Here is a 13,731-nt window from a genome sequence, read left to right as displayed (position 1 = left end):
GCATTTTCTGGGTCCCCGCCTTCGCGGGGATGACTTGTTCGTTATGCAATGCGCAAAACTTAACGGTTTCTTAAGTAGTTATGCACTCCCAAATCACGCTGAATGCGCATTCAACTCCTGATTCGCATGATTCGCAAATATCGTTAATCGGTATCAGTCGGCCAGCGCTAGGCTCCGGGCTTCGTTGCGCGGCCGCACGGTGGCGGCGTAGCGGGCAGTGGTGGCGTAGCGGGTGGAGTCCGACCAGGCGTTGCCGGTGCCATTTTCGGGGATGGCTATCCGGAACTCGACGCGGACCTGGTTGAGGTCGGTCGGGCAATCGCCAGCGAGGATTCGCAGGTCCGAATCGCTATCCGGGAGGTGAGGGAAGAGTTCGACCAGGAAGTCGACGATCTGGGTGCTGCTGCCGCCGAGTGTCAACACATGGTCCCCCTCATCGATGAACCGCCGCAGCCGGTAGAGGTCGCGGGTACCCGCGCGTGTCTCGATTTGCAGCGCCTGCCCCTCCAGTTCGTAAGTCACATGGACGATGGACGGCTTCGACTCTCCGTTGAGATGGCGCAGGGTCGGAAAGGTGAAGCTGCGGGTGCGCCCCGTGCGCGTCATGCTCAGCCGGCAGGTGACAGCCTCCTGGCCGCCGTCCGGGGTGAACATATTTTCGATGTCTTCCTGGAGTGTCTGGATGAAGTAGGCCGCCTGAGCCTGCGCCATGTAGGCCTCCTGGACGCGCGAGGTGGCGAGCTCTTCCTTGTGCTGGACGACGTAGAGGAACAGGGTCAGTACGAGGGCTGAAAAAGTCGTCGTTACGCTGTAGAAGAGTCCTTGCATACTGTAATTAAGGGCAACAGTCTGGGCGATCCGGATGGGACACGATGGGAGGAAATCGCCTTATGTAAGCCATTCGGCAAATTGTATGCCGGCGCTGTCCGCGCGGAAAAAGATGCCGGCACGAGGGACCCCATCGAGCCGGATCTCGGCGAAAAGGCCTCTTGAGGCTATGGGGCGCGAACGACCCGGCCCCGGATACGACGGCTCGCGTTGGTCCCGCCGGCCTCCCGTCCCATCGAAGTGAGACTCTCGTCGTCTCGCTACGCAACGTCCCGTGAATCATCGAAGGCCTATCGTGCGTTTAGGTCGACATCAGACGCGACGATGAAGCGCACCATGCGGCGTCTTTCGAACCAGACATGCGACGTTCGTGACCAAAGCCGACATCATTGACCGGGTTGCCGCCGGCACCGGATTGACCAAAATTGAGACGGAAGCGGTAATTAACGGCTTCCTGACCGTATTAAAAGATGCGCTCGTCGAAGAGGAGCGCATCGAGATCCGGGGCTTCGGTTCGTTCAAGGTGCAGGAGCGCGCCCCGCGCATCGCCCGCAACCCGCGAACGAACGAAGAAGTGGAAGTCGAGGCCTGTTACGTCCCGGTATTTAAACCCTCCCAGAGCTTCCGCGCGGTCGTGATGGATGCCGCGCGCAAACGGAGCCGCGTAAAGAAATAACTCTACCTGAACATGGATAATGCCTCCAGCGTCAGCTGTCCCTCCTGTGGCGCTGCCGCCGATGTCAGCGATGCCGTCTGCGATCTGTGCGGCACCCCCCTGCCACAACCTGAATCGCGCGAAGAGGCTATGGCGTCGACAGAAGCCAGCCCGGTCACCGCTTCTCCAATGCCGCTGGCAGAATCCTCCGTTGGCCCGTTTTGCCATCAGTGCGGCACACGCAACCCCATCGGCGCTCGGTTTTGTACGGCCTGTGGCACGGCGATTCACACCTCCGCTCCGGACACAAAACCGGCTTCGTCGGGCCGCCGCCAAAAAGCGTCGTCGGCTCGTCCCGCCCCCTCGTCTACCGTTGCTCCCGAGTCGGCTCCCCCCATACGACCCGCCGGCCTACAGGCGGCCATTCTGCTAACATCGGCCGTTCTGGTGGTCGTCGCGCTCTTTCTGATCACACAGGTCAGCAAGACGCGCCTCCCGGTGGAGCAGGAGGTTGCCGCCGAGACGCGCTCGTCCGCCAACGGGACCGACGCGCAACAGGCCGCGCAACAGGCCGCAGCCCCGCTGGCCGGCGACCTCGCGGAGCAGGTCGCCCGTATCGAAGACGAGATGGGCGGCCTCGAGGGCGCCGCGTTGCGGGCCAAACAGGACGAGCTGATCGCGCTATACAGCCAGGCCGGCCGGCTCGATCGCGTGGCCACACTCCGTGAAGAAATCGCCGGTGGCGCCAACACCGCCGAGGCGTGGAAAGAGGCCGGCAATGCCCTGTACGAGCTGATGGAGGCCACTCCTGGCGACCAGCGACCGGACATCGCCCAGCGCGCCGCCGACGCCTACGACAGAGCGCTCTCGCTCGGCGAGGACGACCTGGTCGTCCGCACAGCCATGGCCATGGCCTACATGAACACGCGCGCCCCGATGCAGGGCGTGATGCAGATCCGCCAGGTGCTCGAGACAGATCCAGATCACCTCGAAGGCAACTTCTACTACGGCGTGATGCTCATGCAGATCAACCGGCTCGACCAGGCCCTCGGCCAGTTCGAGAAGGTGAAAACGCTAGTCGGCCCGGAACAGCCGCTGTACCGTCAGGCGGATATGATGATCGCTAACATCAAGACCCTCGGGGGGAATGCGAATTCATGATCGCTTCCCCGGCTGGCGCTTCGTCCTCGCGGCGTTGCTCCTGGCGGGATGCGCCCCGCCGCAGGCGCCGGAGCGCGAGCTGACGCTTTTTGCGGCGGCATCGCTCATCGAGGTGGCGGAGGAACTTGTGCGTGCTTTTGAATCCGAGCATGCCGGGTACCGGGTTGCCGTACATGCGGCCGCCAGCTCGGTGCTGGCGCGCCAGATCGACGCCGGCGCTCCCGCGGATGCTTTTTTCCTGGCGAACGAAGCGTGGAGCGACTTCCTCGTGGAACGCGGCCGGGTCGACGGACCGATCCTCGTGCCCATCTCCAATCGCCTCGTCGTCGTCGCCCGCGACGGGCAGTCGACGATCGCGGACCTCGCGGCCTTTCCGGAAACCGCCTCGCTGGCCCTCGCAGACCCCGAACATGTGCCCGCCGGCCTCTATGCGCGTGAGGCTCTTACCTGCCTCGGCCTCTGGGAACGCCTCGCGCCGGCCGTCCTGCCGGCGCTCGACGTGCGCGCTGCCCTCCACGCCGTCGAACAGGGCGCCGCGGATTTCGCCATCGTCTACGCCACCGACGTCGGCCAGACAGACGCTGTCGCCCTACTGTTTGCGATACCCGATGCCTGTCAGCCCGCCATCCGGTATACACTGGGGCGCCTCAAGGCCTCGCCCGATGCCGATGGGGCAGCGGCGCTCGTGGCCTATCTGGCGGCCGGGGGCCGGCGCGCCGCCTGGGAACGGCACGGGTTTGTCGTTTGCGGCGGGGCCGGTAAATCGGTAGCCGCGCCATGCTGACCGGCGAGGAGTGGGAGGTCGTCGTGCTCTCCGTGCAGGTCGCGCTCGCGGCGGTCGCGCTGGCGGTCCCCCCCGGTATCTGGCTCGCCTATCGCCTCGCTCGCCGGACCATGCCCGGCCAGTTCCTGGTGGAGAACCTGGTCCAACTGCCGCTCGTCCTCCCCCCGATCGTCACGGGATACCTCCTACTGGTCGCCTTTTCACCGGAGGGCCCCGTTGGCGTCCTTTTATCGTCGGTGTTCGGAGTGCGGATTCCCTTTTCGTGGGCCGGCGCCTGCATCGCCGCCGGAGTCGTCGCGTTCCCGCTCCTGGTACAGACGATGCGCGTCACGTTCGAGCAGATCCGCCCCGAGTGGGAAGAGGCCGTGTATGTCTACGGCGGCGGGTCCTGGGCGGCGTTTCGCTATGTCGTCCTCCCGCTCGCCGGCCGGGGCATCGCCGCCGGCTTCACGCTCGCCTTCGCCCGCGCGATCGGGGAGTTCGGCGCCACGATCGTGCTCGCTGGAAACATCCCCGGCCGCACCCGTACACTTCCGCTGGCCATCTTCACCCGGCTCAATCAGGTGGGCGGCGATGCGGCCGCCTGGCGACTCGTGGCCATCGCGGTGGGCCTCTCGGTCTGCAGCCTGCTGCTACATACCCTGCTCACCCGCCGGCTGCACGATCCCCGCCACCCGGCCGGATGATCCTCGCCCGCTGGTGACTTGGGCGGCATTCCGCCGTACATTGCCCGTCTGGTTCACAGGATAAGAAACATGCGCAATTCGTTTACCGAAGAAGAACTGAAACGCGTTCGAGAGGCCGTTGCGTTGGCCGAACGCCAGACGGCGGGCGAGATCGTCCCATTCGTCATCGCTCGAAGCGATCGGTACGACATCGCCGAATGGCGGGGCGCTTCGCTGGCGGCCGTCCTCGCGATGGGGCTTGTCGGCCTCACCCACCTCTTTTACGACGGCTGGGGCCTCGCCTGGATGTATTCGGGCCAGGGGGTGGCCTTTATCGCCCTCGTCGCCGGCGCCGCCGGGGCGCTGGCTGGCGCCTACATCAAACCGCTCAAACGCCTCCTAGCCGGGGCCGGCCTGCTCGACCGCACCGTGCACCATCGCGCCATGCGGGCCTTTGTCGAGGAAGAGGTCTTTAAAACCGTCGACCGCACAGGCATCCTCCTCTTTGTCTCGATGCTCGAACATCGCATCGAGGTGATCGGAGACGAAGGCATCAACCGGAAGGTGACAGTGGACGATTGGGCCGGCGTCGTGGCTGAAATCCGCAAAGGCATTCTGGATGGCCGCCTCGCCGATGGCATGGTGCGCGCCATCACGATGTGCGGTGGTCTACTCGGGCGCAAAGGGGTAGATATCCAGCCCGACGATACGAATGAACTGCCGGACGACATCCGCTTTTCGGATGAGGGGTGAAGCATGACGACGTATCGTTTAGCCGGTCTCGTCGCCTCCCTGCTTCTGCTAGTTGTCCTCACTGCCTCCGCTCAAGATCTCCCCGCACTGATCGGCCGTGTGGTGGATCGGGCCGAGGTGCTCAGCCCGAGCGCCGAGCGGCAACTCGACGATCTCCTTCAGGCGCATGAGGACTCGACGGGTAACCAGATCGCCGTGCTCACCATCCGTTCGCTCGATGGGATGGACCTGGAGAGTTACTCGCTCGACGTAGCACGCGCCTGGCAACTCGGCCAGGCCGACCGCGATAATGGCGTCCTCCTGCTCGTGGCGCTGGACGACCGGAAGATGCGCATCGAGGTGGGTTACGGTCTGGAAGGCGATCTGCCCGACATCACGGCCAGCCGGATCATCCAGAACGATATCCGACCCTATTTCCAACGTGACGACTACGAGGGCGGCATCCTCGCCGGCGCACGGGCCATCGTATCCGCCGTCGAGGGCAGCTACGTGGCGACCGAAGGGAGCGACGAGATGCCGCTCCTTTTCCGCCTCGTGTTTTCGGCCATGTTCATGGGGATGCCGCTCGCGGTGTCCTTCGCCTCGGCCTTTGTGCCCGGCTGGCAGCGCTGGTTTCCGATCCTGTTTCTCACGCCATTTATCTTCGCCGGCAGCATGGTGCTGACGATGGCGATCCGGGGAGCGATTGTGATCACGCTGTTGTATCTCGTCGGCCACATTGCCCTCGCCATCTATTTCTATCAATCCCCGGAATGGCGCGCCGTCATGGCAAAAATGAAGAAGGCGCAGAAGACGGGCGGGAAGGTGCGGGTGGAAATCTTCGGCAGGACGTTTCACGTACGCGCCGGCAGCATCGGTGGGGGGAGCAGTAGCTCCAGCTCGGGCGGCAGTTCGTTCAGCGGGGGAGGGGGATCGTTCGGCGGCGGCGGATCGTCGGGGAGCTGGTGATAGCTCAGCTGGTCTCGATTTCGAGGATGAGCTGATCGGCGTCGCGGACAAAAAGCCGGCCCTCGATCTCATCGTACGGGTAGTCCTCCGCGTCCATCCGCGCACGGAGCGCATGCCAGTCCCGCTGGGGCAGGCTGAACCCCACATGATGGATCCCGCCCCGCCCGGGGATGCTCGGATGGGCCATCTCGGGCATCTCGATAATCTCCATCACATCCTGCCCCTCCATGTCCACTAGCATGGCGCGCATCCGTCCCTTGCGAATCGGATCTTCCTCACGAACACGCACGGACAGCCCCAGGATATGCACGTAGAAATACAGCGCCTGCTCCAGGTGTACCGTCATTATGGCGGCGTGCGTGAGTCGGATCGCCGCGCTGGCCCGCGGTTTTCGTGTCGAAGATGACGGCTGGGACGATGCCATGGGTGCGGTAGGATGGTCGTTAATTCGTGGCGTACGAAGCATCGGGCGGGGCGTCGCCCGAGAGGCCGTCGACCGCGATGCCGAGGCGTTTGATCTTTTTGTGGAGGCCCTGCCGCGTCAGGCCGAGGGCTTCGGCGGCCGCCGTGATGTGGCCCCGATGCCGGATCAGGACGCCTTCGATGACGCGTCGCTCGGTGTACGCGAGCTGGGCATCGAGCGGCTCCGTTGGGTCCGGCCGGCCGTCGGCCGGCACGCTGGAGCGTCTTCCGGCGCCGGTCACCGCGGGGTTCGGCCGGGAGGGCGTTCGTATCTCGGGGGCCAGGTCGGTCAGGTCGATGACGGCCGCCGGCTCGCTGTGTAGCAGGGTGAACATCCGCTCGAGTTCGTTCCGCAGCTGGCGGACGTTGCCCGGCCAGGGGTACGCCACCAGGGCTTCGAGAGCGGCATCGGTGAGGCAGGCAACGGTCGTGCCGGCCGGCGCCATTTCCTGGAGGAGCGCGCCAACGAGCACAGGAATATCGTCCCGACGCATGCGAAGCGGCGGTACATGGACGACGCCAGCAGCCAGCCGGGCGAGGCATTCGCCGCACACGCCCTGGCCGGCGATCGCGTCCTCGAGGCGGCGCGTGGAGGCCACGGCGAGGCGAGTCGGCGCCGAGAGGTCGTGCATGGCCAGCAACCGATCCTGGGCCGCGCGGGGCACGGCGGTCAGTTCATCGATAAACAGGGTGCCGCCGGCTGCCTCGCCCCGCTTTTCCTCGAGCAACGCCAGGGCGTAGGCTGGAGAAGTCCCGTCGTGCTGGTAGATGACAAAGGGACCCGTCGCGCCGCTCGCCCGATGAAAGTGCCGCGCGAGGGCGCGTTTGCCGCTGCCGCGTTCGCCCAGAAGGAGCAGGGGCAACCGGGTGGTGGCGAGGAGGTCGACGCGCTCCACTGCGGCCCGCATCACCGCGCTCGGCCAGTTTGTCTGGCTGATGGGCGTCTGGCTCGTCAACGCAGCGCCGGCCGAGGCGTACTCGGGGAGCTGCTGGAACAGGGCGCCGGCCTCCTGTCGGGCCCGGTGAGCGAGACCGGTTTCGCCAAGGGCCTCATAGATCTCGGCGCGGGCGGTCAATGCCCACGCCAGATCGGCGAGCCGCGCCTGGTCCTTGAAATACGTCGCCGCGCGATCGATCATCATCAGCCGCCGATACGGATGCGCGCCATCACTCAGGAACTGGCTCCAGGCGAGCCACAGGTCGACTTCCGCCGCCGGCCCGGGGGCCAGGCCGGGCGCGCGCTCCGGGGCAACGGGGTCGAGGAGGGATTGGGCCAAATGGGGGTCCGATCGGTGACGCAGGGCGATCCGCGCCAGCAGCGCCCGCACGATGGCCTGCTCGGGATCAGGCGCAACTGATCCATTCGCCGGCTCCAGGAGCGGTTCGAGCATACGCGCCACATCGTCCGCCCGGTTCTGGGCGAGTAGCCGGCGGGCCATCGCTATGGTTCTGGCTAACTTCACGTCACATAAACCCGAGATCGAGGCGGGCCTCTTCACTCATCATATCCATGGTATAGGGCGGGTCGAACGTGAGCTGCACCCGTGCATCGGTTATCCCCGAGACATCGCGCACGCGGTTTTCGACCTCCTGCGGGAGGCTGCCCGCCACGGGGCATCCGGGCGCGGTGAGCGTCATCAGGACAAACGCGGACCGGTCCGGGAAGACCTTGATCTCATAGATCAACCCGAGGTCGTAAATGTTGACCGGAATCTCGGGATCGTAGATTGTCTTTATCGCCTCCAGGATGCGGTCTTCGAGCACTTCGTTACTGACGGTCTCCTCGACGGCGTCGCTGATGGCGTCGCTGATGGTCTCGCTGATGGTGTCGCTGATGGTGTCGCTCACGGGCGCGTCGGTCTTTTCAGGCTCCATGGTGTACCTCAAGCGGTATGCGGGTGATCGGCGCCGGAAAGGGCGGCCGCGTAAAGCTTCATTTGTTTGATCATCGCGTTGAGCCCGTTTTTTCGGGTCGGCGATAGATGCTCTTTCATCTCGATCGCGTCTAGGAAACGGAGGTCGGCCGTCACGATCTCCCCGGGCGGCAGGTTGGACAAGACGCGGATCAGCAGGGCGATGAGCCCTTTGGTGATCGCGGCATCGCTGTCTGCCGTGTACACCACCTGCCCGTTTTGCCGGCCGGCATGCAGCCACACCTGCGACTGGCAGCCGCGGATTTTGTAGGCGTCGGTTTTAAACGCCTCGTCGATAGCCGGCAGCTTCGCCGCCTGGTCGATGAGGTGCTCGTAACGCCCCATCCAGTCATCGAAGAGTTCGAACTCGTCGATGATTGCTTGCTCGCGGCGTTGGATTTCGGTCATGGACACCATCATCCGAACAGGGTGCGGACCTTCAGGAGGCCGGCGTGCAGCCGGTCGATCTCCTCGCGGGTGTTGTAAAAAGCGAACGAGGCGCGGGCCGTGCCGGGGATGCCGAGCCGCTCCATGAGCGGCTGCGTGCAGTGGTGGCCGGTCCGCACGGCGATCCCCAGCCGATCCAGCACCGACCCGGTGTCGTACGGATGGATATTCCCGATCAGAAACGAGACGACGGCGGCCTTTTCGGGCGCGGTACCGATGAATCGGATCCCGTCGATGTCGGCCAGCCGCTCGGTCGCGTAGTCAAGCAGCTCCTGCTCGTAGGCCGCGATGGCGTCCATCCCGATCGCCTCCAGGTAGGCGATGGCGGCGCCGAGACCGATCACGCCGGCAATGTGGGGGGTGCCGGCTTCGAACTTGTGCGGGAGCGTGTTGTAGGTCGTTTTTGCGAACGAAACCGACTCGATCATGTCGCCACCGCCCTGGTACGGCGGCATGGCGTCGAGCAGCGCTTCCTTGCCGTACAACACCCCGATACCCGTGGGGCCCATCATCTTATGACCCGAAAACGCGCAGAAGTCGACATCCAGCGCCTGCACATCCAGCTCGGCGTGGGGAGCAGCCTGGGCGCTATCCAGCAGCACCGGGATGCCTCGTCGATGGGCCGCCGCGATGAGTGCGCGCACGGGGTTGATCGTCCCGAGGGCGTTGGAGATGTGGCTGATCGCCACAATCCGCGTCCGCTCGTCGAGCAGGCGTTCGTAGGCGCCCAGATCTAACACGCCGGCATCCGACACCGGCACCACGCGCAGAGTCGCCCCTTTTTCCTCACACACAAACTGCCACGGGACGATGTTCGAGTGGTGTTCGAGGGTTGAGACGACGATGTTGTCGCCGGCGCGGACCCGGCTTCGGCCAAACGTCGCGGCGACGAGGTTGATCGACTCCGTGGTGCCGCGGGTGAAGATGATTTCGTGGGCGTGCCGTGCGTTGATGAAGCCCTGTACGAGCTCGCGGCCGGCTTCGTACGCGTCTGTCGCCCGCTGGCTCAGGGTGTGGACGCCGCGGTGCACGTTGCTGTTTTCGGAGGCATAGTAGGCGGCCATCCGGTCGATGACGGCGCGCGGCTTTTGCGACGTCGCGGCGTTGTCCAGGTAGGCGAGCGGCGCCCCGTTCACGCGCTGATGCAGCGCGGGGAAGTCTTCGCGGACCCGGTCGACATCGAAGGCGACGGTGGGACGGACGGTAGCGGGAGAAGCCGGCATGGGTTCAGGGGTTCTCAGACGTGGAGAAGGCGCTCCATCTCGGTATCGAGATAAACGCGCAGCGGCTCGATCTTCACCGTGTCGATGACATCCCGCGCGAACGCGGTCAGCATCAGCACCCGGGCCTGGCGTTCGCTCAGGCCGCGCGAGCGGAGGTAAAACAGCGCCTCATGGTCGAGCTGCCCGGTCGTCGCCCCGTGGCTGCACTTCACGTCGTCGGCGTAGATCTCTAGCTCCGGCTTGGAGAACATCCGGGCGCGGTCGGTGAGGGTAACGGATTTGTTCGACTGGTAGGCGTTGGTCTTCTGGGCGTCGATGCGGACGAGCACTTTACCGTTAAACACGCCGGTGGATTGATCGTCCAGAATGTGTTTGTACAGCTCGTTGCTGAACCCGTTGGGCTTCGCGTGGTCTACCAGGGTGTGATTATCCACGTGCATGCTGTCGCGGCCGAGCACGAGGCCATAGAGGTGCGAGATGCACCCCTCGGCGTCCGGCAATACATTGACGTTGTTACGCACGATGCCGCCTTCAAACGTGGCGGTGGTGGCCGAGAAGGTGCTGCCGGCTTCCTGGTACGCGTGGAAAGTCGTCAACAGCGTGTCGTCGGCGCGCATCCGCTGGATGGTGTGATACGTCAATTGTGCTTCACGACCCACGGCAACCTCGGCAACGCTGTTCGTAAACGTGCGCGCCGAGGCGAAACTATGCTGGGTCTCGATGATGGCGCCCGAGGCGCGGTCGCCGGCGACGATCAGCAGCCGCGGCTGGATGAATACATCGGTGTCGGCGCTGACCAGGTTGAGGATGTGCAACGGCCGCAGCAGGGCGACGCCCCGGGGGATGTGCACAAACAGACCGCCAATGACAAACGCCGTATTGAGGGCGATAAACGGCTCGTCGCTATGGCTGGCGTAGCGGGCGAAGTGCGCGTTCAGGATGTCGGCATGCGCCTGGCCGGCGGCGTCCAGGCTGCTCACCACCACGCCGGCCGGAAGGCCCGCCACGTCCGACAGCGCCGGCTGGAAGTGGCCGTTGACCAGGACGGCCCGAAAGGCGTCCAGCCCGGGAATCGCGAGGCTGTCCACCATAGCACGCGTCACGCCGGCGGGATCGTTCTCGAGCCGCAAGGCGAAGGCATGCGTCAGCGCCTGGGTGATGTTGGTGTACTTCCAGCGCTCGGCCCGGCGCTCCGGGAAGCCGAGCGTGACAAAATGATCGATCGCCTCGCGGCGGACGTCCCGAATGGCGGCGTTATGGCCATTCAGCGTCTTGCCCACGTTGGCGTTAAACAGGTCCCGAAATCGATTTTCGAGGAGGTGGGAAGCGTCGGAAGGAGTGCTCATGGGCGTGCGGGGGCGACAGTGAATCGGGAAGGGGAAGGATCAGGCGACAGCCGTCTCTTCCTTGATCCAGTCGTATCCTTTTTCTTCGAGTTCGAGCGCGAGGTCTTTCCCACCCGTTTTTACGATCCGGCCATCGAGCAGGACGTGCACCACATCGGGTACGATGTAGTTCAGCAGCCGCTGGTAGTGGGTGATCACCACGAAAGCGCGATCGGGAGAGCGGAGTTGGTTGACCCCCTCGGAGACGATCCGTAGCGCGTCGATGTCCAGGCCGGAGTCCGTCTCGTCCAGGATCGCCAGCTTTGGCTGGAGCATGGCCATCTGGAAGATTTCATTACGCTTTTTCTCGCCACCCGAGAACCCTTCGTTCACGGCGCGCCGGCGGAGGTCGGCATCCATATGGACCATCGACGCCCGCTCTTTCATCATCGTGATAAATTCAGCCGCCGGGATGGCCTCTTCGCCCCGGTACGCGCGCTGCGCGTTCACGGCCTGGCGCAGGAAGTTTGACATGCTTACGCCGGGCAGTTCGACGGGGTACTGGAACGCGAGGAAGATGCCTTCGAGGGCGCGCTCTTCGGGCTCCATCGCCAGCAGGTCGTGCCCGAGGTAGTCGATCGAACCTTCCGTGACTTCGAAGAGATCGCGGCCGGCCAGCACGGAAGCCAGGGTGCTCTTTCCTGAACCGTTCGGGCCCATGATGGCATGCACTTCGCCGGGGTTGACGGTGAGGGTGAGGCCCTTCAGAATGGGCTTATCTTCGATCGAAGCGTGGAGGTTGTTTATCTGAAGCATAGTAGTCTGGGAGATGGCGCGATCGGTATGCGTGTTGGGAGCAAACGGGGGATTAAGGGGGGTCAGCCGACGCTGCCTTCAAGTTCGATGGCCAGTAGTTTCTGGGCTTCCACGGCGAACTCCATGGGCAGCTTGGCCAGGATGTCCTTACAGAAGCCATTTACAATCAGCTTGATCGCGTCCTGCTCGCTGATGCCGCGCTGGTTGCAGTAGAAAATCTGATCCTCACCCACCTTCGATGTCGTGGCCTCGTGTTCGACCTGCGCCGTTGGGTTGGAGATCTCGAGGTACGGAAAGGTGTGCGCCCCGCAGGTAGAGCTGAGCAACATCGAGTCGCACTGCGAGAAGTTGCGGGCGCCGTCGGCGTTTTTGCCGATCTTCACGAGGCCGCGGTAGCTGTTCTGGGCGCGGCCGGCTGAAATCCCTTTCGAGATGATCGTGCTGCGGGTGTTTTTCCCGAGGTGGATCATCTTCGTGCCGGTGTCGGCCTGTTGACGCCCCTTCGTGAAGGCGACCGAGTAGAACTCGCCGACGGAGTGATCCCCCTTCAGGATGACGCTCGGGTACTTCCAGGTGATCGAGCTGCCGGTTTCGAGCTGGGTCCAGGCGATCTTCGCGTTGGCGCCCTCGCAGATGCCGCGCTTGGTCACGAAGTTGTAGATCCCGCCCTTGCCGTTGTTGTCGCCGGGATACCAGTTCTGGATGGTCGAATACTTGACCTCGGCGTCCTTCATCGCCACGATCTCGACGACGGCGGCGTGGAGCTGGTTTTCGTCGCGCATCGGGGCGGTGCAGCCCTCCAGGTAACTCACGTAGCTGCCCTCCTCGGCCACGATCAGCGTCCGCTCGAACTGCCCCGTGCCGGCCTCGTTGATGCGGAAATAGGTCGATAGCTCCATGGGGCAGTGGACGCCCTTCGGGATGTAACAGAACGAGCCGTCGGAGAATACCGCCGAGTTGAGCGATGCATAGAAATTGTCCGTATACGGCACCACCGAGCCGATATAGCGGCGGATGAGGTCTGGGTGCTCCTGGACGGCTTCCCCGAACGAACAGAAGATAATGCCCAGCTCGCCGAGCTGCTCCTTGAAGGTGGTCGCGATGGACACGCTGTCCATCACCACATCCACCGCCACCCCCACCAGACGCTTCTGCTCAAGGAGCGAAATACCCAGTTTCTCGAACGTGCTGAGGAGCTCGGGGTCGACTTCCTCCAGGCTGTTGTACTTCGGCCGCGTGTTGGGGGCGGAGTAGTAGCTGATATTCTGAAAGTCGATTTCGGGGTACGTCAGATGCGCCCACCGCGGGTACGCTTCTTTTTGGAGCAGGGTCTGCCAGTGGCGGAACGCGCGTAGCCGCCACTCGAGCATCCACTCCGGCTCGTTCTTCTTCGCGGAAATGAATCGGACGGTGTCTTCGTTCAAGCCTTTCGGCGCCGTCTCCGCTTCGATGTTCGTTACGAAGCCGTATTTGTAGTCCTCGCGGGCCACCTCGTGCAGAAATTCGGTGTCGCTCTGGCTCTGGCTCATGGAAATACCGGGTTCTATATCGGGTTGTCAACGTCCGTGTACAACGGGTCCATGTGAACCGCTGTTCCCAATTTAGATTAAATCCATATTAGATAAAACACACCAGCCGGCAGCCTACGCTGAAACTCGCCTCCTCGTACCGCCGACTCCGCCCGCACTCGCCCGACGCCTCGGACAACGGCCCTCGATAAACCGAGGAACTATGCCCTGTGCGCGCTGTAG

General features: G+C 63.9%; 16 protein-coding genes. 7 read left to right on the top strand and 9 right to left on the bottom strand.

What is annotated here, in order from left to right:
• Positions 1–153: 153 nt before the first annotated feature.
• Positions 154–828 carry a hypothetical protein gene (locus SH809_03590; GenBank protein MDZ4698769.1) on the bottom strand — a complete coding sequence of 225 codons (675 nt, stop codon included), beginning with the start codon at positions 826–828 and terminating at the stop codon, positions 154–156.
• Here SH809_03590 and SH809_03585 point away from each other — a divergent pair.
• The 7 genes from SH809_03585 to SH809_03555 all read left to right on the top strand — a co-directional run bounded on the left by SH809_03585 (position 823) and on the right by SH809_03555 (position 5,794).
• Entirely contained in the window at positions 823–993 is a 171-nt protein-coding gene (locus tag SH809_03585) for a hypothetical protein (GenBank protein ID MDZ4698768.1), read from the top strand. The genes SH809_03590 and SH809_03585 overlap by 6 nt on opposite strands.
• 205 nt (positions 994–1,198) lie before the next feature.
• Complete coding sequence (locus SH809_03580) at positions 1,199–1,504, top strand: HU family DNA-binding protein (GenBank protein ID MDZ4698767.1); 306 nt, start codon at positions 1,199–1,201, stop codon at positions 1,502–1,504.
• A gap of 12 nt (positions 1,505–1,516) precedes the next feature.
• Positions 1,517–2,644, top strand: coding sequence for a zinc ribbon domain-containing protein (locus SH809_03575; protein ID MDZ4698766.1), 1,128 nt, complete (start codon positions 1,517–1,519; stop codon positions 2,642–2,644).
• Positions 2,631–3,428: a molybdate ABC transporter substrate-binding protein gene (gene modA, locus SH809_03570; GenBank protein MDZ4698765.1), complete on the top strand. Its 798-nt coding sequence runs from the start codon at positions 2,631–2,633 to the stop codon at positions 3,426–3,428. Before SH809_03575 ends, modA begins: the two co-directional genes overlap by 14 nt.
• Entirely contained in the window at positions 3,422–4,114 is a 693-nt protein-coding gene (gene modB, locus SH809_03565) for a molybdate ABC transporter permease subunit (protein MDZ4698764.1), read from the top strand. The genes modA and modB overlap by 7 nt, the downstream gene beginning before the upstream one ends.
• A 69-nt stretch (positions 4,115–4,183) precedes the next feature.
• Entirely contained in the window at positions 4,184–4,846 is a 663-nt protein-coding gene (locus SH809_03560; GenBank protein ID MDZ4698763.1) for a hypothetical protein, read from the top strand.
• A gap of 3 nt (positions 4,847–4,849) precedes the next feature.
• Positions 4,850–5,794, top strand: a complete 945-nt coding sequence (locus SH809_03555; protein ID MDZ4698762.1) for a TPM domain-containing protein — start codon at positions 4,850–4,852, stop codon at positions 5,792–5,794.
• Between the two features lie 4 nt (positions 5,795–5,798).
• On the opposite strand, the gene SH809_03550 is transcribed toward SH809_03555, so the two are convergent.
• The 8 genes from SH809_03550 to sufB form a co-directional block, all read right to left on the bottom strand.
• A complete protein-coding gene (locus tag SH809_03550) occupies positions 5,799–6,218 on the bottom strand; it encodes a VOC family protein (protein ID MDZ4698761.1) in 420 nt (139 codons plus the stop codon).
• Between the two features lie 19 nt (positions 6,219–6,237).
• On the bottom strand, positions 6,238–7,719 hold the full coding sequence (locus SH809_03545) for a sigma 54-interacting transcriptional regulator (GenBank protein ID MDZ4698760.1): 1,482 nt from the start codon (positions 7,717–7,719) through the stop codon (positions 6,238–6,240).
• Between the two features lies 1 nt (position 7,720).
• Positions 7,721–8,131 carry an SUF system Fe-S cluster assembly protein gene (locus SH809_03540; GenBank protein MDZ4698759.1) on the bottom strand — a complete coding sequence of 137 codons (411 nt, stop codon included), beginning with the start codon at positions 8,129–8,131 and terminating at the stop codon, positions 7,721–7,723.
• An 8-nt stretch (positions 8,132–8,139) separates the two neighbouring features.
• The gene (locus tag SH809_03535; protein ID MDZ4698758.1) at positions 8,140–8,577 is read right to left on the bottom strand and encodes a SufE family protein; all 438 of its coding nucleotides are present in this window, start codon (positions 8,575–8,577) and stop codon (positions 8,140–8,142) included.
• Between the two features lie 8 nt (positions 8,578–8,585).
• Complete coding sequence (locus SH809_03530) at positions 8,586–9,839, bottom strand: cysteine desulfurase (GenBank protein ID MDZ4698757.1); 1,254 nt, start codon at positions 9,837–9,839, stop codon at positions 8,586–8,588.
• Positions 9,840–9,853: 14 nt separating this feature from the next.
• The gene (sufD, locus tag SH809_03525; protein MDZ4698756.1) at positions 9,854–11,185 is read right to left on the bottom strand and encodes a Fe-S cluster assembly protein SufD; all 1,332 of its coding nucleotides are present in this window, start codon (positions 11,183–11,185) and stop codon (positions 9,854–9,856) included.
• Positions 11,186–11,224: 39 nt separating this feature from the next.
• Positions 11,225–11,980, bottom strand: a complete 756-nt coding sequence (gene sufC / locus SH809_03520) for a Fe-S cluster assembly ATPase SufC (protein MDZ4698755.1) — start codon at positions 11,978–11,980, stop codon at positions 11,225–11,227.
• A gap of 62 nt (positions 11,981–12,042) precedes the next feature.
• A complete protein-coding gene (gene sufB, locus SH809_03515; GenBank protein ID MDZ4698754.1) occupies positions 12,043–13,509 on the bottom strand; it encodes a Fe-S cluster assembly protein SufB in 1,467 nt (488 codons plus the stop codon).
• Between the last annotated feature and the right edge of the window lie 222 nt (positions 13,510–13,731).

This window comes from Rhodothermales bacterium, from assembly GCA_034439735.1.
Classification (GTDB): Bacteria; Bacteroidota; Rhodothermia; order Rhodothermales; family JAHQVL01; genus JAWKNW01.
This window is presented reverse-complemented; position numbering and strand designations above follow the sequence as displayed.

Excerpts from the sequence above, each read along its gene's own strand:
- SH809_03590 (MDZ4698769.1), bottom strand. The coding sequence starts at position 828 with ATGCAAGGACTCTTCTACAGCGTAACGACGACTTTTTCAGCCCTCGTA.
- SH809_03575 (MDZ4698766.1), top strand. The coding sequence starts at position 1,517 with ATGGATAATGCCTCCAGCGTCAGCTGTCCCTCCTGTGGCGCTGCCGCC.
- modA (MDZ4698765.1), top strand. The coding sequence starts at position 2,631 with ATGCGAATTCATGATCGCTTCCCCGGCTGGCGCTTCGTCCTCGCGGCG.
- modB (MDZ4698764.1), top strand. The coding sequence starts at position 3,422 with ATGCTGACCGGCGAGGAGTGGGAGGTCGTCGTGCTCTCCGTGCAGGTC.
- SH809_03560 (MDZ4698763.1), top strand. The coding sequence starts at position 4,184 with ATGCGCAATTCGTTTACCGAAGAAGAACTGAAACGCGTTCGAGAGGCC.
- SH809_03555 (MDZ4698762.1), top strand. The coding sequence starts at position 4,850 with ATGACGACGTATCGTTTAGCCGGTCTCGTCGCCTCCCTGCTTCTGCTA.
- SH809_03550 (MDZ4698761.1), bottom strand. The coding sequence starts at position 6,218 with ATGGCATCGTCCCAGCCGTCATCTTCGACACGAAAACCGCGGGCCAGC.
- SH809_03540 (MDZ4698759.1), bottom strand. The coding sequence starts at position 8,131 with ATGGAGCCTGAAAAGACCGACGCGCCCGTGAGCGACACCATCAGCGAC.
- SH809_03535 (MDZ4698758.1), bottom strand. The coding sequence starts at position 8,577 with ATGACCGAAATCCAACGCCGCGAGCAAGCAATCATCGACGAGTTCGAA.
- SH809_03530 (MDZ4698757.1), bottom strand. The coding sequence starts at position 9,839 with ATGCCGGCTTCTCCCGCTACCGTCCGTCCCACCGTCGCCTTCGATGTC.
- sufD (MDZ4698756.1), bottom strand. The coding sequence starts at position 11,185 with ATGAGCACTCCTTCCGACGCTTCCCACCTCCTCGAAAATCGATTTCGG.
- sufC (MDZ4698755.1), bottom strand. The coding sequence starts at position 11,980 with ATGCTTCAGATAAACAACCTCCACGCTTCGATCGAAGATAAGCCCATT.
- sufB (MDZ4698754.1), bottom strand. The coding sequence starts at position 13,509 with ATGAGCCAGAGCCAGAGCGACACCGAATTTCTGCACGAGGTGGCCCGC.